The 25211-nt window shown below is 60.6% G+C and carries 21 protein-coding genes; 13 read left to right on the top strand and 8 right to left on the bottom strand.

Annotated features, from left to right (window positions below; all coding sequences use genetic code 11):
• Positions 1–33: 33 nt before the first annotated feature.
• The 4 genes from NA647_RS11515 to mfd all read right to left on the bottom strand — a co-directional run bounded on the left by NA647_RS11515 (position 34) and on the right by mfd (position 8762).
• Entirely contained in the window at positions 34–1050 is a 1017-nt protein-coding gene (locus NA647_RS11515; protein ID WP_256057811.1) for a ligase-associated DNA damage response exonuclease, read from the bottom strand.
• A gap of 166 nt (positions 1051–1216) precedes the next feature.
• Positions 1217–1774, bottom strand: a complete 558-nt coding sequence (locus NA647_RS11510; protein ID WP_256057810.1) for a hypothetical protein — start codon at positions 1772–1774, stop codon at positions 1217–1219.
• 212 nt (positions 1775–1986) lie between these two features.
• Positions 1987–5268 (bottom strand): DEAD/DEAH box helicase, encoded by a 3282-nt coding sequence (locus tag NA647_RS11505; protein WP_256057809.1) that lies wholly within the window; start codon positions 5266–5268, stop codon positions 1987–1989.
• A 44-nt stretch (positions 5269–5312) separates the two neighbouring features.
• Positions 5313–8762 (bottom strand): transcription-repair coupling factor, encoded by a 3450-nt coding sequence (mfd, locus tag NA647_RS11500; RefSeq protein WP_256057808.1) that lies wholly within the window; start codon positions 8760–8762, stop codon positions 5313–5315.
• A 159-nt stretch (positions 8763–8921) separates the two neighbouring features.
• Between mfd and NA647_RS11495 the strand changes: the two genes are divergently transcribed.
• The 10 genes from NA647_RS11495 (at position 8922) to sthA (ending at position 19358) form a co-directional block, all read left to right on the top strand.
• Entirely contained in the window at positions 8922–10373 is a 1452-nt protein-coding gene (locus tag NA647_RS11495) for a glyceraldehyde-3-phosphate dehydrogenase (RefSeq protein ID WP_256057806.1), read from the top strand.
• 309 nt (positions 10374–10682) lie between these two features.
• Positions 10683–12020, top strand: coding sequence for a Na(+)-translocating NADH-quinone reductase subunit A (locus NA647_RS11490; protein ID WP_256057804.1), 1338 nt, complete (start codon positions 10683–10685; stop codon positions 12018–12020).
• 3 nt (positions 12021–12023) lie between these two features.
• Positions 12024–13235: an NADH:ubiquinone reductase (Na(+)-transporting) subunit B gene (locus NA647_RS11485; RefSeq protein ID WP_256057803.1), complete on the top strand. Its 1212-nt coding sequence runs from the start codon at positions 12024–12026 to the stop codon at positions 13233–13235.
• Positions 13228–14016, top strand: a complete 789-nt coding sequence (locus NA647_RS11480; protein WP_256057802.1) for a Na(+)-translocating NADH-quinone reductase subunit C — start codon at positions 13228–13230, stop codon at positions 14014–14016. The genes NA647_RS11485 and NA647_RS11480 overlap by 8 nt, the downstream gene beginning before the upstream one ends.
• A complete protein-coding gene (locus NA647_RS11475) occupies positions 14013–14687 on the top strand; it encodes an NADH:ubiquinone reductase (Na(+)-transporting) subunit D (protein ID WP_256057801.1) in 675 nt (224 codons plus the stop codon). Before NA647_RS11480 ends, NA647_RS11475 begins: the two co-directional genes overlap by 4 nt.
• Complete coding sequence (gene nqrE / locus NA647_RS11470) at positions 14687–15295, top strand: NADH:ubiquinone reductase (Na(+)-transporting) subunit E (RefSeq protein WP_122165194.1); 609 nt, start codon at positions 14687–14689, stop codon at positions 15293–15295. Before NA647_RS11475 ends, nqrE begins: the two co-directional genes overlap by 1 nt.
• A 15-nt stretch (positions 15296–15310) precedes the next feature.
• Entirely contained in the window at positions 15311–16534 is a 1224-nt protein-coding gene (gene nqrF, locus NA647_RS11465; RefSeq protein ID WP_256057800.1) for an NADH:ubiquinone reductase (Na(+)-transporting) subunit F, read from the top strand.
• Between the two features lies 1 nt (position 16535).
• Positions 16536–17561 (top strand): FAD:protein FMN transferase, encoded by a 1026-nt coding sequence (locus NA647_RS11460; RefSeq protein WP_256057799.1) that lies wholly within the window; start codon positions 16536–16538, stop codon positions 17559–17561.
• Entirely contained in the window at positions 17558–17788 is a 231-nt protein-coding gene (gene nqrM, locus NA647_RS11455) for a (Na+)-NQR maturation NqrM (RefSeq protein WP_256057798.1), read from the top strand. The genes NA647_RS11460 and nqrM overlap by 4 nt, the downstream gene beginning before the upstream one ends.
• A 175-nt stretch (positions 17789–17963) precedes the next feature.
• Complete coding sequence (sthA, locus tag NA647_RS11450; RefSeq protein WP_131648198.1) at positions 17964–19358, top strand: Si-specific NAD(P)(+) transhydrogenase; 1395 nt, start codon at positions 17964–17966, stop codon at positions 19356–19358.
• Positions 19359–19530: 172 nt separating this feature from the next.
• Here the strand turns inward: sthA and NA647_RS11445 are convergent, their stop codons facing one another.
• Genes NA647_RS11445 through NA647_RS11435 form a run of 3 tightly spaced genes read right to left on the bottom strand, consistent with a single transcriptional unit; the run spans position 19531 to position 21129 of the window.
• Positions 19531–20253: a glycerophosphodiester phosphodiesterase gene (locus NA647_RS11445; RefSeq protein WP_256057797.1), complete on the bottom strand. Its 723-nt coding sequence runs from the start codon at positions 20251–20253 to the stop codon at positions 19531–19533.
• Positions 20250–20555, bottom strand: coding sequence for a phosphodiesterase (locus tag NA647_RS11440; RefSeq protein WP_256057796.1), 306 nt, complete (start codon positions 20553–20555; stop codon positions 20250–20252). Before NA647_RS11440 ends, NA647_RS11445 begins: the two co-directional genes overlap by 4 nt.
• Position 20556: 1 nt before the next feature.
• A complete protein-coding gene (locus NA647_RS11435; RefSeq protein WP_256057795.1) occupies positions 20557–21129 on the bottom strand; it encodes a PilZ domain-containing protein in 573 nt (190 codons plus the stop codon).
• Positions 21130–21228: 99 nt separating this feature from the next.
• Here NA647_RS11435 and NA647_RS11430 point away from each other — a divergent pair, with 99 nt between their 5' ends.
• From NA647_RS11430 to NA647_RS11420, 3 genes are read left to right on the top strand one after another with little or no spacing between them, the layout of a single operon-like run.
• Positions 21229–22476: a lipoprotein-releasing ABC transporter permease subunit gene (locus NA647_RS11430; protein ID WP_256057794.1), complete on the top strand. Its 1248-nt coding sequence runs from the start codon at positions 21229–21231 to the stop codon at positions 22474–22476.
• Between the two features lie 7 nt (positions 22477–22483).
• Positions 22484–23182, top strand: coding sequence for a lipoprotein-releasing ABC transporter ATP-binding protein LolD (gene lolD / locus NA647_RS11425; RefSeq protein ID WP_131648948.1), 699 nt, complete (start codon positions 22484–22486; stop codon positions 23180–23182).
• The gene (locus tag NA647_RS11420; RefSeq protein ID WP_256057793.1) at positions 23182–24429 is read left to right on the top strand and encodes a lipoprotein-releasing ABC transporter permease subunit; all 1248 of its coding nucleotides are present in this window, start codon (positions 23182–23184) and stop codon (positions 24427–24429) included. Before lolD ends, NA647_RS11420 begins: the two co-directional genes overlap by 1 nt.
• A 202-nt stretch (positions 24430–24631) precedes the next feature.
• On the opposite strand, the gene NA647_RS11415 is transcribed toward NA647_RS11420, so the two are convergent.
• Positions 24632–25147: a DUF2062 domain-containing protein gene (locus tag NA647_RS11415; RefSeq protein ID WP_256057792.1), complete on the bottom strand. Its 516-nt coding sequence runs from the start codon at positions 25145–25147 to the stop codon at positions 24632–24634.
• Positions 25148–25211: the final 64 nt, after the last annotated feature.

The raw sequence follows: 25211 nt of genomic DNA, 5'->3' as shown, positions 1-25211 counted from the left end.
CGCTCCTGCAGATCCGCGAGCTTGGGCGCCAAATCATTCGGCCTCCTGTGTGGCTGCGTCGTCCTCTTCACCGTATTCGGTTTCGAAGGCTTGGGCATCGAGACCGCGCATCTCGCGCAGGTAGCGCACCAGTACCGGCACCGAGCCGTGGGTCACCATGACCCGCTCGGCGCCGGTCTGTTCGATGGCCCAGAGCAGGCCGGGCCAGTCGGCATGGTCGGAGAGCACGAAGCCACGGTCGACGCCACGACGCCGGCGGGTGCCGCGCAGCATCATCCAGCCGCTGGCGAAGGCGTCGGCGTAGTCGCCGAAACGGCGCATCCAGGTGCTGCCGCCAGCTGAAGGCGGGGCCAGGATGATGGCTTGTTTAAGGCGTGGGTCGCCCTTCTTCAGTTCGCCGGCATAGACGGTTGGGGGTAGATAGATGCCGCCTTCGCGATACACCTTGTTCAGTGGCTCGACCGCGCCATGCACCACCACGCTGCCAATGCTTTCATCAAGACCATGCAGAATCCGTTGCGCCTTGCCGAAGGCGTAACAGAACAACACGCTGGGGCGTCCAGCGGCGGCGTTGGCGCGCCACCAGTCGTTGATGTCGCGAAACACTTCGGTCTGCGACGGCCAGCGATAGATGGGCAGGCCGAAGGTGGATTCGGTGATGAAGGTATGGCAGCGCACCGGCTCGAAGGGCGCACAGGTGCCGTCCGGCTCTACCTTATAGTCGCCCGAGGCGACCCAAACTTCGCCGCGGTATTCCAGACGAATCTGCGCCGAGCCGAGTACATGACCGGCGGGATGGAAGCTGAGCGTTACGCCGTGATGGTTGATGGTTTCGCCGTAGCCCAGCGTCTGCAACGGCATATCGGCGGCGATACGCGAGCGCAGGATGCCTTCGCTGTCGCTGGAAGCCAGGTAGTGGCCCATGCCCCAGCGCGCATGATCGCCGTGGGCGTGGGTGATGACGGCGCGTTCAACGGTACGCCAGGGATCGATATAGAAATCACCGGGCGGGCAGTAGAGGCCTTCGGGACGGGCGACGACTAGGTCCATGAATACAGGCACTGTGAGGGCTTGTAGTCTTGGAGCCTGCCGGAGCGGCGGGAGTTCGGCTGGCTGGTGGAGAAGGGTGGGCTGGCGGCGTCCGCGTCAGCCCACCCTTCTCCCGGCCAACTACCTGGTAGGCTGAAACGCAGCGCAGCCCGTCCGATGTAGCGTGTTATTCCACCAACTTCAGATGCGAGGTATCCGGTACCGGAGCATCAGTGGCGCGGCGGCGTTCGCTCATATCACTGCCCACTGGCGCCAGGCTGAACTGCGACAGGTTCAGTGCGGGTGGCGGGGTTGTCGGGCGGGCATCCTGCAGGTCGACACCGACCGGCGCGATACCGAAATCCGGGGCCTCGACATCGACGAAAGCAGCCATGTACTCATCACGCGGCGCGACCTTGAGTGGCTTAGGTGCGGTCGTGGGGGCCTGCGGCACCGTCTGCGGTGCGTCCGGCTCCTCGGCAGGCGGTGGTGCCAGTTCGATTTCCTCGACGGCGACCGGCATCGGCCTGACTTCGACCTGCGCGCCGGCGCGCTCCAAAGCCTGGCGGTACTTCTCTACGGCGGCGAAATCCAGGTTTTGCTTGATGACCATGCGCCGCCCGGAGAACAGCTGCGCGATGCGCTGGGCGTCGGCCTGGAACAACTTGCTCAGGTTGGCTTCGACCTGCTCGAGCCGTGCACCGGGGAGCAACTGGCCGGAAAACGCGATTTCATAGAGGCTCATCGGCATGTCCTTTGTCTGGTTCGATGGCGGCTTGCGGTAGTGGTGGGAAGCTTGGACTAAAAGCAGGTCGTCATCCAGCTTGGGTGTGTAGGGAATATTGATGTGTACTGCCTTTTCGCATGCTCCTACCTCATGCACTCACGCAGCCGTCTCCGGGGCTCTAGGGTCGGTGCCCATCGGAAGTCGCAGTCCAATGGCTTGGCTTCCGGCTTTCACCTATCCAACGGTGCCAGCAGCGCATCGATATCGCTTTCCTGTAGCGTCCAGTCGGCGTCGCCGCTGCCTTGCAGTACACCGGCCGCCAGCTCGGCCTTGCGGGCCTGCAGTTGCTGGATCTTCTCTTCCACCGTGCCGCGGGCGATGAGTTTGTAAACGAACACGGGCTTGTCCTGGCCGATGCGGTAGGCGCGGTCAGTGGCCTGGTTTTCGACGGCGGGGTTCCACCAGGGGTCGTAGTGGATCACCGTGTCGGCGGCGGTGAGGTTGAGCCCGGTGCCGCCGGCCTTGAGGCTGATCAGGAACACCGGCACCTCGCCATTCTGGAAGCGTTGCACCGGGGTGCGACGGTCGCGGGTGTCGCCGGTAATCTGCACGTAATCGATGCCGCGCTGCTGCAGGCTTACCTCGATCAGCGCCAGCATCGATGTGAACTGCGAGAACAGCAGCACGCGGCGGCCTTCTGCGAGCAGTTCCTGGAGCATCTCCATCAGACTGTCCAGTTTGCCTGAGCTGCCGCCGCGAACCGCGCGCGCCGTTTCACCCTTGACCAGTCGCAGGTCGCAGCAGACCTGGCGTAGCTTGAGCAGGGCGTCGAGAACGATGATCTGGCTGCGCGCCAGACCGTTACGGTCGATCTCGTCGCGCACCTTGCGATCCATGGCCAGCCGCACCGTCTCGTAGAGATCGCGTTGCGCCGGGGTCAGCTCCACCCAATGCAGGATCTCGGTCTTGGGCGGCAACTCGTGCGCCACCTCTTCCTTGTGCCGGCGTAGCAGGAAGGGGCGGATGCGACCGATCAGATGCTGCAGCCGCACGGGGTCGCCGTGTTTCTCGATGGGCGTGCGATAGGTGCGGTTGAATTCCTTGGCGTTGCCCAGCCAGCCGGGCATGAGGAAGTGGAACAGCGACCAAAGCTCGCTGAGGTTGTTTTCCAGTGGGGTGCCGCTCAGGCATAGGCGCTGTCGCGCCTGCAGCTGGCCAGCCGCCTGGGCGGCCTTGCTGCCGGCGTTCTTGATGTTCTGCGCCTCGTCCAGGACCAGCACATGCAGTGGTTGTTCGGCCAGGTGCTCGATATCGCGTGGCAGCAAGGCATAGGTGGTCAATAGCAGGTCGTATTCGGCCAGCTCGTCGAAGTGTTTTTGCCGGGTCGGGCCGTGCAGGGTGAGCACCCTAAGATCGGGAGTAAAGCGCGCCGCCTCGTCCTGCCAGTTTGGAATCAGGCTAGTGGGCATCACCACAAGGGCGGGGCGGTCGAGGCGGCCGGCCTGTTTTTCCGTAAGCAGATGGGCCAGGGTCTGCAGGGTTTTGCCCAGCCCCATGTCATCGCCGAGAATGCCGCCCACTTCCAATTCACGCAGCGTCTGCATCCAGCACAGCCCCTGCAACTGATAGGGCCGCAGCTCGGCGTTCAGCCCTGCGGGCGGTGGGTAGGGGCGCTGGCGGTAGTCGCGCAGGCGCTGAGCGAAATCGCGCAGGCGCTCGCCGCCGTGCCACTCCAGCGGGAGCGCGTCGAGCTGAGCCAGACGCGCGGCGTCGGCCTGGCCCAAGCGCAGGCTGTCGCTCATGGCCGAGGGCTGTTGCAGATACAGATCGCCGAGGGTCGCGAGAATCGGTTTGAGCCGACCGAAGGGCAGCAGCACTTGCAGTGGAGGGCCGTCGTCGCGGCGCGCGAGGGTGATGCGTAGCGTCTCATCATCGCGGCGCTGGGTCAGTTGTTCCGGAGCCAGCAGCCCCGGCGTCTTGCGGATCACGTCCAGTAACACCGGCAGCAGGCTGATCCGTTCGCCTTCGACGACGATGCCCAGTTCCAGCTCGAACCAGCTGTGTTCCGGCGATTCATCGACCTCGGCGTACCAATGCTCGACCTCCGTCAGATCGTAGGCGAAGCCCGGCTGGATGACGATCTCCCAACCTTCGTCGCGTAGCTGCGACAGGTGCTGCTGAACGAACTGCAGCCAGGCGGCCTCGTTGGGCAGCTCATACATTTCTGCCGAGTCCTTGGGCAATGCCTGACTCTGGCGCAGGGCGGCGCGCAGGCCGAATTGCTGCAGGCGCTGGCGCAGCGTCTGTTCGGCTTTTGGCTGGCGGGCGATGCTGAGGATGTCCTGGCCGCCGATCTGGCGTACGCGCTCGTCAGGCTTGCCCTTGCCGTGCACCGCCGTGCGGTCATAGACGAAGCTGAGCCCGGCGCGGTGCTGATGCTCGTTGACCATGTGCCCACTGCCGGGGTGGTAGTTCATGAACTGATGGCTGCCTAGCGTCAGGCGCGGCCGGGGCGACAGGTCGTCGATACGTTTTTCCTGTGGTTTGCTCGGTGCGGGTAGCTTGGGGGCGATATCGTTCAGCGAGAGGCTAAACAACGCGGCCTGCGCGGCAGGCACTTCGGGCAGCTTGAGCAGATGCCGGGCCAGGGCATCGCCGAGACCGTGAGCGATCACACCCAACTCGTTCTTCGCCTCGTCCAGGTAGTAGAGAGGGTCGATGGCTTCGATCAATTCGACACCCTCCGGAACGAGGCTGGCGTATAGAGTTCCGTCGCGATTGGTGCGCCATTGCAGCTGTGCGTCGCGGCAGAGACCGGGTTGCAAGGCGGGCCGGTCGAAGCTCAAGAAGGCGCGCCCGCTTTCAAGCACGAGCCGCAGCGCCTCGCCGCCATTCGGGCCTTCCAGCTGGAACGTGTTGCTGCCGCCTGCGCACAGGTTCAGCAGAGCGGCGATGCGCAAATCGATCGGCTGCATGAAGCGTGGCTGCCGAAAGCTCGCCTCGCGCATTGCGAAATAGAGCTGGCGAGTGCTGACGCTGCCATCCTGGAGTTGTCGCACTTTATATACGGTGACGGTGAGATCTGGTTCGAGCAGATAGTGCAGGCGGTACTGCTCCGGCGCCGACGGTGCCTCGCCGAGGGCTTGAGGCAGATGCGAAAGCCAGGCTTGCAGCGCGCCGTGCAGCCCGTCCTGGGAATCGCTCACCGGAGCGGCGGATCGTGGCTGTTGCTGTTTTCGCTTCAGTTCATACAGCACAGCCGCAGCGTGCTTGCAGGCCCAGCCCACCGGGCAGGTGCAGAGGCAGTGCAGCTCGCCGCGCGGGCCGAGGGTCAGGGTTTGCCGGTAACTGTTATTCCCCGACCCCTGGCAACTGGCAGCGACCCGCTGCGCCGACTGCTCAATGATCCGCACCCGTCCTTCGGCGGCGTATTGCTCACCACGGCTCAAGGCCAGTGGTGAGAAACAGGTCGTCCAGGGTTCGGGAAGGTGAGCGAAAAAAGTCTCAGGCATGGGTCAGCCGCAAGCAGGGACAGTCGGGACAACGGCGAATGACCTCACTGACCAGCCGCCGGTGTCAGACGTTCGAGCAATGCTTCCAGCGTGTTGAAGCGCTCCTCGGGCCGCTCCATGGGCACCTGGAATTTGAACACCGTCGCCCCTTCGAACTTGTAGCGCTTGGGCTGCGTCTGGATCAGCTTGATCAATGCCATCGGATCGACCGGCGTATCGGCGGCGAATTCGATGCGTCCGCCCTGCGGGCCGGCGTCGATCTTGGTGATGCCGAGCTTCTCGGCCTGCAGTTTGAGCAGCGTCAGGCGGATCAGGTGCTTGGCGGCATCCGGCAACAAGCCGAAACGGTCGATCATCTCCACCTGCAGCTCGTTCAGGCCGTCCTCGTCGGCGGCGTTGGCGATGCGCTTGTAGAGGATCAGCCGCGCATGCACGTCCGGCAGGTAGTCCTCGGGGATCAGCGCCGGGATCCGCAGGTTGATTTCCGGGCCGCCGCCCAGGGGCTGGTCCAGATTTGGCTGCTCGCCTTTCTGGATGGCCTTGACCGCGCGTTCGAGCATTTCCATATAAAGCGTGAAGCCCACCGCCTGGATCTGCCCGCTCTGGCCGTCGCCGAGCAGCTCGCCGGCGCCGCGGATTTCCAGGTCGTGGGTGGCCAGCACGAAGCCGGCACCCAGGTCCTGCGCGTTGGCGATGGCTTCCAAGCGCTTTTCCGCGTCTGGCGTCATCTGCTTGCGTGGCGGGGTTAGCAGGTAGGCGTAGGCCTGGTGGTGACTGCGCCCGACGCGGCCACGCAGCTGGTGCAGCTGGGCCAGGCCGAACTTGTCGGCGCGCTCGATGATGATGGTGTTGGCGCTGGGCACGTCGATACCGGTCTCGATGATGGTCGAGGCCACCAGCACGTTGAAGCGCTTGTGGTAGAAGTCGCCCATCACCTGTTCCAGTTCCCGCTCGCGCATCTGCCCGTGGCCAATGCCGATACGCGCCTCGGGCACCAGTTCGGCGAGGTCTGCGGCGCACTTCTCGATGGTCTTCACGTCGTTGTGCAGGTAATAGACCTGGCCGCCGCGCAGCAGCTCGCGCAGCAGTGCTTCCTTGATGGTCGGCTTGTTGGCCTCCATGACGAAGGTGCGCACCGAGAGGCGGCGTGCCGGCGGTGTGGCAATGATCGACAGGTCGCGCATGCCGGCCACGGCCATGTTCAGGGTGCGTGGAATCGGTGTGGCGGTCAGGGTGAGGATGTCCACCTCGCTGCGCAGCGCCTTGAGTTGCTCCTTCTGGCGCACGCCGAAACGGTGTTCCTCGTCGATGATCACCAGCCCCAGGTTGGTGAACTTCACATCATCCTGCAGCAGCTTGTGGGTGCCGATGAGAATGTCCACCTTGCCTTCGGCGAGTTCGTTTACCGCCGCTTGGATTTCCTTCGCCGACTTGAAGCGGCTCATCACCTCGACCTTTACCGGCCAGTCGGCGAAGCGGTCGCGGAAGCTGTTGTAGTGCTGCTGGGCGAGCAGCGTGGTGGGGACCAGTACGGCGACCTGCTTGCCGCTGTGAACGGCGATAAAGGCCGCGCGCATGGCCACTTCGGTCTTGCCGAAGCCGACATCGCCACAGACCAGGCGATCCATGGGCTTGGGCGCGAGCAGGTCGGCGCGCACCGCGTCGATGGCCGCCTGCTGGTCCGGGGTTTCCTCGAAGGGGAAGCCGGCGCTGAAGGTGTCGTAGTCCAGCTGCGGGTCCTGGAAGGCATAGCCTTGCCGGGCGGCGCGGCGGGCATAGATGTCCAGCAGTTCGGCGGCAACGTCGCGTACCTGTTCGGCGGCCTTGCGCTTGGCTTTCTGCCAGGTTTCCGAGCCCAGCCGGTGCAGCGGTGCCAGGGCGTCGTCGCTGCCGGTGTAGCGGGCGATCAGGTGCAGGCTGGCCACCGGCACGTAGAGCTTGGCTTCCTCGGCGTACTGCAGCTGGAGGAATTCCGCCGATTGGCCTTCGATCTCCAGGGTGATCAGGCCCTGATAGCGGCCCACGCCGTGGTCGATATGCACCACCGGCGCGCCTTCGCGCAGCTCGGTGAGGTTCTTGATGACGTTCTCGCCGGCATCGCGGGTCTTCTCGCGCCGGCGGCGCTGCATGATGCGCTGGCCGAACAGCGGGCTCTCGGCGATCAGCGCCAGTTCCGGCTGTTGTAGCAGCAGCCCGTCGTCCAGTGGCGCGATGGCGATCGCCAGGCGCTCCTCACTTTGCAGAAACCCGGGCCAGCCATCGACCTCCTGCGGCCGCAATTTCAGCCGTGCCAGCAGCTCCAGCAGCACTTCGCGACGGCCCGCCGATTCGGCGGTGAACAGCACGCGCCCGGGAAACTCGTCGAGAAAGCGCCGCAGCGCACCCAGAGGCTCGCTGGCCTTGGCTTCGATGGCCAGCTCGGGAAGCAGGCTGGCGGGGAAGCGCTCGCGGCCGATGCCGGTTTCCACGTCCTCCTGGCTGGCGACCACCCGCGGCCACAGCTTGAGCCGGGCAAAGCAGTCTTCCACCGGCATGAAAAGCTCCGCCGGCGGCAACAGCGGCCGCTCCGGATCGACGCGGCGCTCCTCGTAGCGGTTGCGCACATCCTTCCAGAAATGCTCGGCGGCCTGCTCGATGCCGGGCAGGGAAAACACCTGGGTGTCGTCCGGCAGGTAGTCGAACAGTGTCGAGGTTTCGTCGAAGAACAGCGGCAGGTAGTACTCGATGCCTGCTGGGGTAATGCCGGTGGAAAGGTCCTGATAGACCGGGCAGCGGCGGAAATCCACGTCGAAGCGTTCACGGAAGCGCGCGCGGAAGCCGGTGACCGATTCCTTTTTCAGCGGGAACTCGCGAGCGGGCAGCAAGCGTACGGAGTCGACCTTTTCGATGGAGCGCTGATTCTCCGGATCAAAGGTGCGTAGTGTTTCGATTTCGTCGTCGAACAGATCGATGCGATAGGGCAGGGCGCTGCCCATCGGATAGAGGTCGATCAGCGCGCCACGCACGGCAAATTCGCCATGCTCGTAAACCGTGTCCACACAGCGGTAGCCCGCCGCCTCCAGGCGCAAGCGCATCTGCTCGACGTCGAGCTTCTGGCCGACATCCAGCACCAGGCTGGAACCCAGCAGAAAGCGCTTGGGCGCCAGGCGATGTAGCGCCGTGGTAATCGGAACTACCAGCACGCCGTGCGTCAGTTCGGGGAGTTGGTAAAGCGCCGCGATGCGCTGGGAAATGATGTCCTGGTGCGGTGAAAACACATCGTAGGGCAGCGTTTCCCAGTCGGGAAAGTGCAGCACCGGCAGCTCGGGAGCGAAGAATGCCAGCTCTTCCTTCAGGCGCTCGGCGCCCTGACTGTCGGCGGTAAGGAGAAGGGTGAAGCACGCTGCGCTGCTGGCGGACTCGGCAATGGCCAGGCTCAGCGCGGCTCCGGGAAGGTTGCCCCAGGTTTGCTTGCCGCTGGCGGCAGGCATGGGCGGAAGGCGCAATACGGACACGAGTGGACGTGACTCCGGTCTTGGAAAATGGACCGTCGGGATTGTAACTATCCACGCGGGACGCTGTCAGTGTTTCCGCTGCACAGATTGCCGGGGCTGGGGCGCACCGGCATAATGTAGCCCTTTTTCTCAGCCCCTACATGTTGGAAGGAACTGCCCGTGACTCAGAAGCCCGACCAGTGTCTTGGTGAATGGATTGATCGAGAAGCCCTCGCCGAAGCGATGATTCCGCTGATTGGTCAGCTGTATCGTAACAATAACGTGGTGACTTCCATCTATGGCCGCGGGTTGATCAACCGTTCGGTCATCGCATTGCTCAAAGCGCATCGTTTCGCTCGTCACCGCCAGGCTGACGAAGCCGGACTCTGTGTCAACGAAACCCATCAGATCCTCACGACCATGAGCAGCATGGACCTTGGTGCCGCTTCGGTGGACCTGGGCAAGGTCGTCGCCAAGTTCAAGGCCGAGGGCAACGGCCGCAGCCTTGACCAGTTCGTGCGTGATGAGTTGGCTGAAGTCGCTGGCAAGCGCAACACGACCGGCGTCCACAAAGGCACCGACGTCGTGCTTTATGGCTTTGGCCGCATCGGCCGCCTGCTGGCGCGCATCCTGATCGAAAAAACCGGTGGCGGCGACGGCCTGCGCCTGCGTGCCATCGTTGTGCGCAAGGGTGCCGAGAACGACCTGGTCAAGCGCGCCAGCCTGCTGCGCCGCGATTCGGTACACGGCCCGTTCGACGGCACCATTCATATCGATGCCGAGAACAACACCATCACTGCCAACGGCAACTTGATCCAGGTGATCTACTCCAACGATCCGGCTTCGGTGGACTACACCCAGTATGGTATCGAGAACGCGCTGCTGGTGGACAACACCGGCAAGTGGCGTGACGCCGAAGGCCTCGGTCAGCATCTCAAGTGTCCTGGCGTTGCCCGCGTCGTCCTGACCGCGCCAGGCAAAGGTGAGCTGAAGAACATCGTGCATGGCATCAACCATGCCGATATCACCGAAGACGACAAGATCGTCTCCGCTGCTTCCTGTACCACCAACGCCATCGTGCCGGTGCTCAAGGCGGTCAACGACCAGTACGGCATCGTCAACGGTCACGTCGAGACCGTGCATTCCTACACCAACGACCAGAACCTGATCGACAACTTCCATAAAGGCAGTCGTCGTGGTCGTAGTGCCGCCCTGAACATGGTCATCACGGAGACCGGCGCTGCAACTGCGGCGGCCAAGGCGCTTCCGGTGCTAAAGGGCAAGCTGACTGGCAATGCTATCCGCGTTCCGACGCCGAACGTCTCTATGGCGATCCTGAATCTGAATCTGGAAAAGGCTACCAACCGCGACGAGATCAACGAATACCTGCGCCAGATGGCCATGCATTCGGACCTGCAGAAGCAGATCGACTTCGTCAATTCACAGGAAGTGGTTTCCACGGATTTCGTCGGCTCGCGCCATGCCGGCGTTGTAGATGCCGAGGCAACCATCTGTAGCGACAACCGCGTCGTGCTATATGTCTGGTATGACAATGAGTTCGGCTACAGCTGCCAGGTAGTGCGCGTTATGGAAGATATGGCAGGGGTCAATCCGCCAGCCTTTCCGCGCTGAGTCTGAGCAAATAATAAACGGGAGCTTCGGCTCCCGTTTTCATTGTGACCGTAAACAGATCTCCGCCGTATCAAGCCATGTAGCGGTCCGCGTCAATAGTTGGTTACAAGACGCGCTTGTCCACAGTCAAAAAATTGAAAGCTCTTGGGTGGCCAGTCTTGGTCCGCGACCTCTATAATCGGGCGGATTTCTACTTGGGACCTGCGGCATGGCGTCGCGCTGATAAATCATCAGTGCGTGTCGTGCAATTCGACTTTGAGCTAGGTCGCAGGCTCGTAAAAAAGCCTTCAATCAGTGGTTAGCGAACCGATGATCAATATAAAACGTGGGCTTGATTTGCCCATTGCAGGTGCGCCGGCGCAGCGTATCGAGGCTGCAAGGCCCGTGCGCAGCGTCGCCGTTTTGGGATTTGACTACCCGGGCATGAAGCCGACCATGGACGTTCAGGTCGGTGACCGGGTCAAGTTGGGGCAGGTCCTGTTCTCGGACAAAAAGACGCCTGGAGTCGTTTTCACGGCGCCTGGCGCCGGCATTGTCAGTGCAGTCCATCGTGGTGAAAAGCGCGTCCTGCAGTCGGTGGTCATCGACTTGGACGGAACGGACGAAGTGACGTTCAGCCAGTTTGGCGCGGCCGAACTCGAAGGGCTGAGCGATGCGCAGGTTCGCGAGAATCTCCAGCAGTCGGGCCTCTGGGCTGCCCTGCGCACGCGTCCATACAGCAAGGTTCCAGCGATCGATGCCGTGCCCAGTTCCATTTTCGTCACAGCGATCGACACCCATCCGTTGGCAGCCGATCCAGCGATCGTAATTGCCGAACGTGCCGCCGATTTCGAGGCTGGCCTTAAGGTTCTCGGCCATCTAGGCAAGCTGTTCCTTTGCAAGGCTGACGGCGCTTCGCTGCCAGGCGAACAGCTCGCTAAGGTCACGACCGAAAGTTTTGCTGGTCCGCATCCGGCGGGCCTGGCTGGCACGCATATCCACTTTCTTGATCCCGTCAGCGCCAGCAAGAGTGTCTGGACTATCGGCTATCAGGAGGTGATCGCCATTGGCGCGCTATTCACCACTGGTCGCCTGTCGGTCGAGCGAGTCGTGTCGCTTGCCGGCCCCGTGGTCGAACAGCCGCGCCTGGTGCGTACGCGTCTGGGTGCCAATCTGGATGAGTTGACCGCGGGTGAGCTGCAGCCGGGCGCTAATCGCGTCGTTTCCGGGTCGCTGCTCGGTGGTCGTACTGCCCATGGCGCCTTCGCCTACCTTGGTCGCTACCACCAGCAGGTCTCCTGCCTGCGTGAAGGCAAGGAGCGCGAAATGCTGCATTACCTGCGTGCAGGTGCGGAAAAGCATTCAGTGCTGAATATCTTCATTTCCAAGCTCAACGCCAGCAAGAAGTTCGCATTATCCACCTCTACCAATGGCAGCCCGCGGGCGATGGTGCCAGTAGGCAACTATGAGGAAGTGATGCCGCTGGACATCCTGCCGACCCAGTTGCTTCGCGCGCTCATCGTGGGTGACACCGAGGTGGCGCAGAAGCTTGGCTGCCTCGAGCTGGATGAAGAGGATCTCGCGCTGTGCACCTACGTCTGTGCCGGCAAATACGAATACGGCCCGATCCTGCGGGACAATCTGACCCGCATCGAGAAGGAGGGGTAAGGTATGGGCATTCGCGCATTCCTCGACAAGGTCGAGCATCATTTCGAAAAGGGCGGCAAGTACGAAAAGTGGTACGCGCTATACGAAGCGGCCGACACCTTCCTTTATCGTCCGGGCAGCGTCACGAAGACCACGGCGCACGTGCGTGACGGCATTGACCTCAAGCGCATGATGATCACCGTCTGGTTGTGTACCTTCCCGGCGATGTTCTTTGGCATGTGGAACACCGGCTACCAGGCCAATCTGATCTTCGCGCAGAATCCGGATCTTCTGGCTGCGCAGGACGGCTGGCGCTTCGGTCTGATTGGCATGCTCGCCGGTTTCGATCCGAATAGCCTCTGGGATAACTTCATCCAGGGCGCGGCTTACTTCCTGCCCATCTACGCGGTGACATTCATCGTCGGTGGCTTTTGGGAGGTGCTGTTTGCGTCAATCCGCAAGCATGAGGTCAACGAAGGCTTCTTCGTCACCTCAGTGCTGTTCGCGTTGATCCTGCCGCCGACCATTCCACTGTGGCAGGTAGCGCTGGGCATCAGCTTCGGTGTAGTGATTGGCAAGGAAATCTTCGGCGGTACTGGCAAGAACTTCCTCAACCCGGCCCTGACGGCGCGTGCGTTCCTGTTTTTTGCCTACCCGGCGCAGATGTCCGGTGACGAAGTCTGGACCGCGGTCGACGGTTATGCCGGCGCCACGGCGTTGAGCCTGGGCTTTGCCGGCGGCATCGAGAATGTCATCGACGGTGGCATCACCTGGATGGACGCTTTCGTCGGTACCATTCACGGCTCGATCGGCGAAACCAGCGCGTTGGCGATCTTCATCGGCGGTGCCGTGCTACTGCTGACCAAGATTGCCTCGTGGCGCATCGTCTCCGGCGTGATGGTCGGCATGATTGCCCTGAGCGTCCTGTTCAATCTGATCGGTTCCGAGACGAACCCCCTGTTCGGCATGCCTTGGTACTGGCATATGGTGGTGGGCGGATTCGCTTTCGGCATGATCTTCATGGCCACCGACCCGGTGTCGGCGTCCATGACCAATACCGGCAAGTGGGTGTTCGGCATTCTCATTGGCGTGATGGTAGTGCTGATCCGGGTGGTAAACCCGGCGTTTCCGGAAGGCATGATGCTGGCGATCCTGTTCGCCAACCTGTGCGCACCGTTGATTGACCACTTTGTCATCCAGGCCAATATAAAGCGGAGGCTGGCACGTAATGTCTAGTCAGAAAGAATCCACCGCCCGCACACTCGTCGTGGCCTTGCTGGTATGCCTGGTCTGCTCGGTGTTCGTCGCAGGTGCGGCGGTCGCCCTGCGACCGACCCAGCTGGAGAACCGCCAGCTGGACAAGCAGCGCAGCATCCTGGCGATTGCCGGGTTGGGTGAGGCGGGCATGTCTGGCGATCAGGTCAAGACGCTGTACGCCGAGCGTATCGTCGCTCGACTGGTCGACCTCGAAACCGGCGAATTCAGTGATGAATTCGATGCCAATACCTTCGACCCGCTTGTCGCTGCGAAGGATCCGGCCTTGTCCGAGGCGCTGCCTAGCCGCGAAGACATCGCCTCGATCAAGCGTCTTGAGCGCTACAGCACCGTATACATCGTCGAGGAGGGCGGCCAGATGGATACGCTGATCCTTCCGGTGCGCGGTTACGGTCTGTGGTCGACGCTTTACGGTTTCGTCGCCGTCAAGGGCGACCTCAACACCGTTGCCGGTTTCGGCTTCTACCAGCACGGCGAAACGCCCGGTCTGGGCGGTGAGGTAGACAATCCGAAGTGGCGCAACCAGTGGCCAGGCAAGGAGCTGTTCAACGAGAACGGCGAGCTTGCAGTCCAGATCGTCAAGGGCAGCGTCGACCCGCAGAGCCCCAGGGCCGATCATCAGGTCGACGGTCTGGCGGGCGCTACGCTTACCAGTAACGGGGTGAATAACCTGCTCCACTTCTGGCTGGGCGAACACGGCTTCGGTCCATTTATCGCTAACCTGCGCGCTGGGGAGGCTTGATCATGTCGCAACCTACCATTAAGGAAGTCCTGTTCAATCCGGTCTTCAACAACAACCCAATCGGCCTGCAGATCCTAGGGATCTGCTCGGCGCTGGCGGTTACCTCCAACCTGAACACAGCGCTGGTAATGTCCGTCGCGCTGACGCTGGTTGTGGCGTTTTCCAACCTGTTCATCTCGATGATTCGCAGCCAGATCCCCAACTCGATCCGTATGATCGTGCAGATGGTGATCATCGCCTCGCTGGTGATCTTGGTGGATCAGGTGCTCAAGGCCTATGCCTTCACGCTGTCCAAGCAGCTATCGGTGTTCGTCGGTCTGATCATCACCAACTGTATCGTCATGGGTCGCGCTGAGGCTTTTGCCATGCAGAACCCGCCAATGCTGTCGTTCTTCGATGGTCTGGGCAACGGTCTGGGCTATAGCGCCATGCTGATCGCGCTCGGCATCATTCGCGAGCTGTTCGGTGCCGGCAAGCTGATGGGTTACACCATTCTGCCGGTGGTCAACGACGGTGGTTGGTATCTGCCCAATGGGATGATGCTGCTGCCGCCTTCGGCGTTCTTCCTGATCGGTCTGTTCATCTGGGGTATCCGTGCCTGGAAGAGGGAGCAGGTCGAGAAGCCGTCCTTCAAGATGGCGCCGCAAGTCTCGAACAAGGAGGCTTACTAATGGAGCATTACATCAGTCTGTTCGTCCGTGCCGTATTCATCGAGAACATGGCGCTGGCGTTCTTCCTTGGCATGTGTACCTTCATCGCGATCTCGAAGAAGGTGGAAACGGCGATTGGCTTGGGTATCGCGGTTATCGTGGTCCAAACCATCACCGTGCCGGCCAACAACCTGATCTACACCTATCTGCTCAAGGCCGGTGCGCTGTCGTGGGCCGGTTTGCCTGAAGTGGACCTGAGTTTTCTTGGGCTGCTCAGCTACATCGGCGTGATCGCGGCCATCGTTCAGATTCTCGAGATGACCCTCGATAAGTACGTGCCCAGCCTCTACAACGCGCTGGGTGTGTTCTTGCCATTGATCACCGTGAACTGCGCCATCATGGGCGGCACTTTGTTCATGGTCGAGCGTGATTACAACCTGGCGGAAAGTACTGTCTATGGCGTTGGTTCGGGCTTGTCCTGGGCACTGGCCATCGCTTTGCTGGCGGGCATCCGCGAGAAGCTGAAATACAGCGATGTTCCGGATGGTCTGCAGGGTCTGGGCATCACCTTCATCACCATCGGCCTAATGTCGCTGGGCTTCATGTCATTCTCTGGCGTACAGCTCTAAGGACGGGATGAACAGATGAGTTACGAAATTTTCCTCGCCATAGGCATGTTCACCGCCATCGTGCTTGCGTTGGTGATGATCATCCTGGCGGCGCGCGCAAAGCTGGTTTCCAGCGGCGATATCAACATCGAGATCAACGGCGAACGCACCATTACCGTGCCAGCCGGCGGCAAGCTGCTTCAGACGCTGGCCTCCAACAATATCTTCCTCTCGTCCGCCTGTGGTGGTGGGGGCACCTGCGCGCAGTGCAAGTGCATCGTCGAGAGCGGTGGTGGCGAGATGCTGCCCACCGAAGAGTCGCACTTCACCCGTCGCGAGGCAGGGGAGGGCTGGCGTCTGTCCTGCCAGACGCCGGTCAAGGCAGACATGAAGATCGAGGTGCCAGAAGAAGTCTTCGGAGTGAAGAAGTGGGAATGCACGGTGGAGTCCAACCCCAACGTCGCCACCTTCATCAAGGAGCTGACCCTGAAACTGCCGGAAGGCGAGAACGTCGACTTCCGTGCTGGTGGTTACGTTCAGCTGGAATGCCCGCCTCACGAGGTCCGCTACAAGGACTTCGACATTCAGGAGGAGTATCGCGGCGATTGGGACAAGTTCAACCAGTGGAAATACGTGTCCAAGGTTGACGAGACGGTGATCCGTGCTTATTCGATGGCGAACTACCCGGAAGAAGTCGGTCTGGTGAAGTTCAACATCCGTATCGCTTCTCCGCCACCGGGCAAGGACGATCTGCCACCAGGCAAGATGTCTTCTTGGGTGTTCAACCTCAAGCCGGGCGACAAGGTTACCGTTTACGGCCCATTCGGTGAGTTCTTCGCCAAGGACACCGATGCCGAGATGGTCTTCATCGGCGGTGGTGCCGGCATGGCACCGATGCGCTCGCACATCTTCGATCAGCTAAAGCGCCTGAAGTCCAAGCGCAAAATGAGCTTCTGGTACGGTGCGCGCTCGATGCGCGAGGCATTCTACGTCGAGGAATATGATCAGCTGCAGGCCGAGAACGAAAACTTCGAGTGGCACCTGGCGCTGTCCGATCCGCAGCCTGAAGACAACTGGGAAGGTCCGACCGGTTTCATTCACAACGTGCTGTACGAGAACTATCTGAAGGACCATCCGGCGCCGGAAGATTGCGAGTTCTACATGTGCGGCCCACCGATGATGAATGCCTCGGTCATCAAAATGCTCACCGACATGGGCGTGGAACCGGAGAACATCCTGCTCGACGACTTCGGCGGCTAGCATGAACCACGCGTTATTGCAGCCCGTCATCGTTGCCGCCTTAGCGGCAGCCCTGACGGGCTGTCTTTTTCAGGAAAAAGTGGAAAGCTTCGGCGGCCCCACCATGGGCAGCACCTATTCGGTGAAGTACGTGGCGGGCGACCAGGCCGCCAACAAGGCACAACTACAGCGTGACACCGAGTCGATACTGGCGGAGATTGACAAGCAAATGTCGACCTATCGCTCTGATTCGGATATCGAAGTTTTCAATGCCTTGCCTGCCGGTGAATGCATGGCCATGCCGAGCGGCGTGCGCGAGTTGGTCGTGGCAGGACAGCGGCTTTCGGAGGAAAGCGACGGTGCTCTGGATCTGACCATCGAGCCGCTGCTCAACCTCTGGGGCTTTGGTCCGCAGGGACGAGGCGAGCGGGTTCCGTCGGCGGAAGAAATCGCCAGGGTTCGGCAGGATGTCGGCCAGCAGCATCTGCGAGTCGAAGGCGAGCAACTTTGCAAAGTCAGGGCCGTTCAGGTCGATTTCAACAGCATCGCCGCAGGCTACGCGGTGGATCACGTGGCGGAAACGCTCGAGGCATCTGGCATTAGCAGCTATCTGGTAGAAATCACTGGGGAGCTCAAGGCTCGGGGCCGTAAGCCGGACGGCGCGCCTTGGCGCATCGCTATCGAAGCGCCGCATGATGATGAGCGCGTCGCTCAGCGGATCATCGAACTGGATGGCTACGCCGTTTCCACTTCCGGCGACTATCGCAATTATTTCGAGCGTGACGGCAAGCGTTATTCCCACACGCTCGATCCGCAGACCGGTGTCCCTATCGATCATCACCTGGCAGCCGTAACGGTTGTCGATCCTTCAACATTGCGGGCCGATGGCTTGTCTACTGTGCTGATGGTGTTGGGTCCCGAGCGGGGGTTAGCGTATGCGGCGGAGCGTAAAATCGCAGCGTTCTTCGTCATTCGCGAAGGGCAGAAGTTCGTAAGCAGAAGCACCGAGGCGTTCGATGACCTGTTCGGTGCGGGAGTAGGGCAATGACTTGGTTAATTGTTTTTCTCGTCATGTTGTTGGTCGTGTTCGGCATGTCCATCGGTGTGATCATGGGGCGCAAGCCCATTGCTGGTTCCTGTGGCGGTATCGCCAACCTTGGCATCGAGAAGGAGTGCTCGATCTGCGGCGGAAGCCGCGAGAAATGCGAAGAGGTCAACAAGGAGACGAGCCAGGGTGAAAAAGCGGATCTCGCATACGACGCGACCAGACGCTGACAGTGGGCGTTGACCGGACTGCCGGATTCGGCCATCGGACTCCAAAGTGCTGAGTTTCGCGTCGATGCCGCACGGGTGCTCGGCGCCTGACTCAGGGCATCGACGCGCAAACGATCTTGCTGGTCGACCAATTCGTTAAAGCAGCAGGGTTCCTGCTGCGTGTTCAGGGGGGAGTATGGCTGTCTACAATTACGATGTAGTGGTATTGGGCTCGGGGCCAGCTGGCGAAGGCGCGGCGATGAACGCGGTCAAAGCGGGGCGCAAGGTAGCCGTAATCGATAGCAGACCGCACGTCGGTGGCAACTCTACCCATTTGGGTACCATCCCTTCCAAAGCGCTGCGCCATTCGGTGCGGCAGATCATGCAATACAACACCAATCCGTTGTTTCGCCAGATTGGCGAGCCGCGCTGGTTTTCGTTCCCCGATGTGCTGAAGAGCGCCGAGAGCGTAATCGCCAAACAGGTGACCTCGCGCACCGGCTATTACGCACGTAACCGCATCGACATCTTCTTCGGCACCGCAAGTTTCGCTGATGAGCAAACGGTAGAAGTCGTCAGTGCCAACGGCATGGTGGAAAAGCTGGTGGCCGGCCAGTTCATCATCGCCACCGGTTCGCGCCCTTATCGTCCCTCCGACGTCGACTTCTCGCACCCGCGCGTCTACGACAGCGACACCATTCTGACCCTGAGCCATACACCGCGCCGGCTGATCATTTACGGCGCCGGTGTGATCGGTTCCGAGTATGCGTCGATTTTCAGTGGGCTTGGTGTGCTGGTCGACCTTATCGATAACCGCGATCAGCTGCTGAGCTTTCTTGACGATGAAATCTCTGATGCGCTCAGCTATCACCTGCGTAACAACAACGTATTGATCCGCCATAACGAGGAGTATGAGCGCGTCGAGGGTGTCGACAACGGCGTCATCCTGCACCTTAAGTCAGGCAAGAAGATCAAGGCAGATGCCTTCCTTTGGTGCAATGGGCGGACCGGTAACACTGATAAGCTTGCATTGGAAAACATTGGTCTGAAGGTCAACAGCCGCGGGCAGATAAAAGTAGACGAGCATTACCGTACCGACGTGGGCAACATCTACGCGGCTGGAGACGTGATCGGTTGGCCCTCGCTGGCCAGTGCTGCGTATGATCAGGGGCGTTCGGCCGCTGGCAGTATCGTCGAGAACGACAGCTGGCGCTTCGTTGATGACGTGCCAACCGGTATCTACACCATTCCGGAGATCAGTTCGATCGGCAAGAACGAGCGTGAACTGACCGAGGCGAAGGTCCCCTACGAAGTGGGCAAAGCGTTCTTCAAAGGAATGGCGCGGGCGCAGATCTCAGCCGAACCGGTCGGCATGCTGAAAATCCTCTTCCATCGCGAGACGCTGGCGGTGCTTGGCGTGCATTGCTTTGGCTATCAGGCTTCGGAAATCGTCCACATCGGTCAGGCGATCATGAATCAGCCGGGTGAGGCGAATACGATCAAGTACTTCATCAACACCACGTTCAACTACCCGACCATGGCCGAAGCCTATCGCGTCGCTGCATTCGACGGGCTAAACCGGCTTTTTTGAGCGGCTCCGATCGGTGGCCTGAGCCGGTCGGAGAAGATACCCGGAACTGGCGCTGGCCTAATCGGGAGAGTTTTTGATCAGGTAAAGCAGCTGGAAGCTGAAGGTGGAGCTTGAAGTAAAAGCAGGAAGAGCGCTTGACAGTGTTTCTGCACCAAGCACACCAGCTTCCAGCTTATCGCTTGGCCAATGTTTCAACCGCTAAACCGGGGAAGTCTGTAATCAGGCTGTCCACGCCAAAATCGGCGAGCCGGCGCATCAGCGCCGGTTCGTTCACCGTCCAGACCGATACGTGCAGGCCTTGCTGGCGAGCCTTTGCTATCCGCTCGGGCGTGCATAGCGTCCATTTCAGTGCCAGCAGATCGCAGTCGTATTGCTTGGCCACTTTCAGCGGGTCGAGCCAGGCGTATTCGGCCACCAGACCGCAAGAGATTTCTGGCGTGAGTCGCTTCAGCGCCCGCAATACCTCCCGTGATCCGGACGTCACCGTGATCCGATCAAGCAGGCCGTGACGTTCGGCCAGCTCACGGATCGCCAGTACCGAGCGTGCGGCACGGACTCTGGAGGCGCTTTTGACTTCCAGCTGCCAGTGGTCGAACGCGCATTTCTCGAACAACTCCGACAGGCGCGGAATAGGGCAGGGCTGTTTCCAGCCAGGCCCACCCTGGCGCGCATCGTAACGAGTCAGCTCTGCGGCATCGTGCTCCACAACCTTGCCGCGCCGGCCGGTGGTGCGCTTTAGCGTTGGGTCATGGATGACCATCAGTTCGCCATCTTTGGAAAGATGCAGATCCAGTTCGCAGCGACGCACGCCATGGTCGAGGCACTGCTGGAAGCTGACCAGGGTATTTTCCGGGGCTTCGCCCTTAGCGCCACGATGTCCGTAGATCAGGGTCACGGTTGTATGCCTCGCTGTAGCGGCGTGATGCGTTGATGATGCTGGACGCTGTTGATGACCCGGTTGCCCTCGAAGTAGACGGTAAATTCACGGTAATCCCAACGCGTGATGGGCGGCTGGCCCACGGCAGGGTGTTCCTCATCGGCGAGACCAAAGCGGTCCAGTACAAGATTCTTGGAGTCGCCCCGAATGGGCATGGCCAGCTCGGCAGAGCCCTGCTGGCCAACGGGAATACGGATGATATCGGCATGTGCCGGGATGCAGAGTGCAATTGTCAGGAGAGGGATCACTAACCGAGGCATTTCAAGTTCCTTGCAGGCTTTCACGGGCGAGGCGTCGTTCAGTCGCCTGTTTCTGAAGGATATGTCGAGCGAGCAGTTGCCGTTGTGCATCAGTCAGCGCTTCGAAAGACGTACCGATTGCAAACCGATTCTCGTCGAGTGCCTGGCAGCTGGCGATGCGTGCGTTGAGCAACATACCCAGGCCCTGCGGCATCAGCACCAGCTTGAGCATCCAGACCGAACCTTCTTCGAGAGGCTGATCGTTTACGAAACTGATGCCGCCTTCCGACAGCACGACCGTGCGCGCTGGGGCGAGATTTCTCACCAGGTCCTGCGCCAGTGCCTGGCCGATCAGGTCGATGCGTTTGTTCTGTACCTTCAGATAGTTGGCCAGTGTGCGGTTGCCCTCGGCTATCTGGCGTAGGAGATGTTGCGCTTCGAAGTCGAGTTGGTGCAGCTCGCCAAGCAGGTCGAACAGCTGGTTTGCGCCGCTGTCCTTGACTGTTGCTGGGTGTTCCAGCGGCAGGATTTCCAGTGCGATCACGTCCTCGATACGGTAGTATTCGCGGCGATCTTCAGTATCTTCTATGGGCATGTCGTTCCCTGGGCTGCAGTGATGGTTTGAGTGTATCAGGCCGCCTGGCAACGTCATTCAGCTTGTTATTTCCGCCAGCGAAAGCGAACCCATCGATTTATGTTCAGACCGCTGTCCGTATATATCGGGGCGCGTTACACACGCGCCAGACGTCGCAGCCTCTTCGTCTCCTTCATATCCTTCACCTCCATGATCGGGCTCGCGCTGGGTGTGCTGGTGATGATCGTCGTGCTGTCGGTGATGAATGGTTTCGACCACGAGATGCGCACCCGTGTGCTGGGTATGGTTCCGCACGCCACGGTCGAAAGCGCGACGCCGATCGACGACTGGCAAACGTTGGGTCAGCGACTCGTGCAGCATCCGCAAGTCGAGGCGGTAGCGCCGTTCATCCAGATGCAAGGCCTGCTGACCAATCGTGGCGAGGTCACGAAAATCCTCATCAATGCGGTGGACCCGGCACTCGAACCGGATGTATCCATCATCGGTCAGTTCTTTAGCCAAGGGTCGCTGGATAGCCTGCAGCCAGGCGAGTTCGGAATCGTTATCGGTGACAGGGCTGCGGCCAAGCTTGGAGTTGGCGTCGGCGATAAGGTCACCTTCGTTGCGCCGGAAGTGTCGGTCACTCCGGCCGGTGTTTTCCCTCGCATGAAGCGCTTTACCGTTAGCGGCATCTTTCATGTCGGCGCGGGTGAGATCGATGGCTACGTGGCGATGGCCAACATTTCCGATCTTGCACGATTGCATCGCTGGAAACCGGATCAGGTTCAGGGGCTGCGCCTGCGGTTCGCCGATCTGTTTCAGGCTCCGCGTATCGCCTGGGAGCTTGCCGGCCAATTGGGCGACGACTTCTATTCCCGCGATTGGACCCGCACGCACGGCAACCTCTATCAGGCAATACGCATGGAAAAGGCCATGATCGGCCTCTTGTTGTTGCTCATCGTCGCGGTAGCCGCCTTCAATATCATTTCCACGCTGGTCATGGTCGTGACGGACAAGCGTGGCGACATCGCCATTCTGCGTACGCTCGGTACGACGCCCCGTCAGATCATGGCGATTTTCATGGTTCAAGGTACGGTAATCGGCGTTGTCGGTACCTTGGTGGGGGCCTTGCTCGGCATCTGCGCCGCGCTCAATGTCAGCAGTTGGATCGCAGCGCTGGAGCGCTTGATCGGGCACAAGTTTCTAAGTGCCGAGGTGTATTTCATCGATTACCTGCCGTCTCGGCTGATGGCTGCCGACGTGGTGCAGGTCTGTGTCGCGGCGCTCGTCCTGAGCTTTTTCGCCACCCTGTACCCGGCGTGGCGAGCGGCCCGTACCCAACCGGCCGAGGCGTTACGTTATGAGTGAGCTGGTTATGAACGAAAGGTCTTCGAACGATCGCGCGGTACTGAGTTGCCGCAACCTGGGCAAGCGCTACGAGGAAGGCCCAGAGTCGGTTAGTGTGCTGTCCGGATTGCAGCTGGAGCTTTTTCCGGGCGAACGGGTCGCCATTGTCGGCAGTTCCGGCTCGGGCAAGAGCACATTGTTGAACCTGCTCGGAGGCCTCGACACGCCCAGCGAGGGCAGCGTCTGGCTGGCCGGCGAAGAACTTTCGGCATTGAGCGAAAAGGACCGCGGATTGCTGCGTAATCGCGCGCTGGGCTTCGTCTATCAATTTCATCATCTGTTGCCGGAGTTCACCGCGCTGGAGAACGTGTGCATGCCGCTGCTGATCGGCAGGGTGCCGATACCTGAAGCGCGCACGCGGGCCACCGAACTGTTGCAGCGGGTTGGGCTTGGCCACCGGTTGGCTCACAAGCCGTCGGAGCTGTCTGGAGGCGAACGCCAGCGTGTGGCGATCGCTCGTGCCTTGGCCAATCGCCCGGCGTTGGTGCTACTCGACGAGCCGACTGGCAACCTTGATCACCATACTGCGCAGGGTATTCAGGACCTGATGCTGGAGTTGAGCAGTTCGTTGCGCACAGCCTTTCTTGTCGTGACCCACGACCCGCAACTGGCGGGCCAGATGGATCACATACTGCGTCTGGAAGACGGTCGGCTGGTGGCTGATTGATGTTCAGGCCGCTCAGTATCTTCATCGGCAGTCGCTACACGCGGGCCAAGCGTCGTAACCACTTCATCTCGTTCATCTCCCTGACGTCCATGATAGGCCTCTCGCTGGGTGTGCTGGCGATGATCATGGTGCTTTCGGTCATGAACGGTTTTCAGCGCGAGATGAGCAATCGCATTCTCGGAATGGTCCCGCATGCAGTCATCGCAGGCGACGGACAGCCGGTTGATGACTGGCGAGCGTTAGCTGACCAAGTCTTGGCGCATCCTGAAGTGCTCGGCGCCGCGCCGATTACACAGCTCGAAGGCATGCTTTCCTTCAAAGGGGCCATGCAGCCTATCGAGATCAAGGGTATCGATCCGCGGACGGAAGGGGAGGTATCGATCCTCGGCTCGAAAATGATGGCTGGCAGGCTCGACGACCTCAAGCCGGGCGAATCCGGGGTCATTCTCGGGTTGATGACCGCGCGCCGATTCGGTCTGAAACTGGGCGACAAGCTTACGCTGATCGTGCCGGAGCTGAGCGATACGCCCGGTGGTGTCACGCCACGCATGCAGCGTTTGAATGTCGTAGGCGTGTTCAAGGTCGGTGCCGAGCTGGACGGCAGTCTGGCGATGATTCATCGGGCCGATGCGGCGCGGATGCTCCGTTGGCAGCCGGATCAAGTCGAAGGCGTGAGGGTCAGGCTGGCGGATCTATATCGTGCACCTGAAACGACGGCCGAGATCATTACCAGGCTCGATGGCGACTATCGTGGCGAGGATTGGTCGCTAACCCAAGGCAGTCTGTTCAGTGCGATGAAGATGGAAAAAACAATGATCGGCCTGTTGCTTCTGCTGATCGTGGCAGTTGCCGCCTTCAACATCATCGCGACCTTGATCATGGTAGTCGCCGATAAGCGTGCCGACATCGCGATTTTGCGTACCCTGGGCGCAACGCCCCGTCAGATCATGGCGATCTTCATGGTGCAGGGCAGCATCATCGGCCTGACCGGTACGCTGATAGGTACTGTTCTTGGAGTCCTCGGCGCGTTGAACATCAGCGCTCTAGTGGCCTGGCTGGAAAAGATATCGGGGCAGCATATTTTCAGCTCCGATGTGTATTTCATCAGCACGTTGCCGTCCGAATTGCGGCTTGAAGACGTCGCCTTGGTGACGCTTGCGGCACTTGTGCTGAGCTTTCTTGCAACGCTCTATCCCGCCTGGCGCGCTGCACAGACACAGCCCGCCGAAGCACTGCGCTACGAGTAGTGTTGCACGTTGGCCATGCCGTATCGAACCGGCCCTGGTTGCGGGTCGGTCAATCATTGCGGTGGTAGAAGGAATTTGATCCGTTGAGCGTTGCGCTCAACCGTCGAGCCAGTCTGTGGCTGTAAGCAATTCAAGTCAGTGCGCCTTGGTTCGCCATGCTCATGCATTCAACGGCCTGCCAGCCGTAGGAAATAGATAGAGGTCAGCGGCGATTCTGCTGGCGTTTGCGCCAGCTGCGGCCAACCCACCAGCGCCAATATGCCTGGGTGGCAACGTAGCCCAATATCGATAGAACTATGGCGACGACGAAGGAGCCTAGATAAAGCGGTTGCCAATGGCTATTGAGCATCTGGCGCACCCAGGCGAGGCTCAATTCCACTGGCATTGGCGAGGCCGGAGTGTCCATAAGCCAGGTACCAATCTTGTAGTTGCAATAGAAAATCGGCGGCATGGTCAGAGGATTGGTCAGCCATACCAGGCCTATGGCGATTGGCAGGTTGGCTCTGGCGGGCACTGCGCAAACTGCGGCGGCGAGCATCTGCATGGGCATGGGGATCATGGCCCAGAACAGGCCGATAGCCATCGCCCTGGAAACGGAATGCCGATTGAGGTGCAGCAGGTTGGGATCGTGAATCAGCGCGCCAAGAAAGCGCAGGGACTTGTCCTCTTTTATGCGATCCGGGTGCGGCATGTAGCGTTTGAAAAAGCGACGCGGCATGGCGTTTCTCTGGCAGGCGTAAGCACGGCGATTATGCCTGAAACGAGACCCGGCACTGCTAGAG

Origin of the sequence: Stutzerimonas stutzeri, assembly GCF_024448985.1 — a bacterium.
GTDB classification, from domain to species: domain Bacteria; phylum Pseudomonadota; class Gammaproteobacteria; order Pseudomonadales; family Pseudomonadaceae; genus Stutzerimonas; species Stutzerimonas stutzeri_AP.
This window is presented reverse-complemented; position numbering and strand designations above follow the sequence as displayed.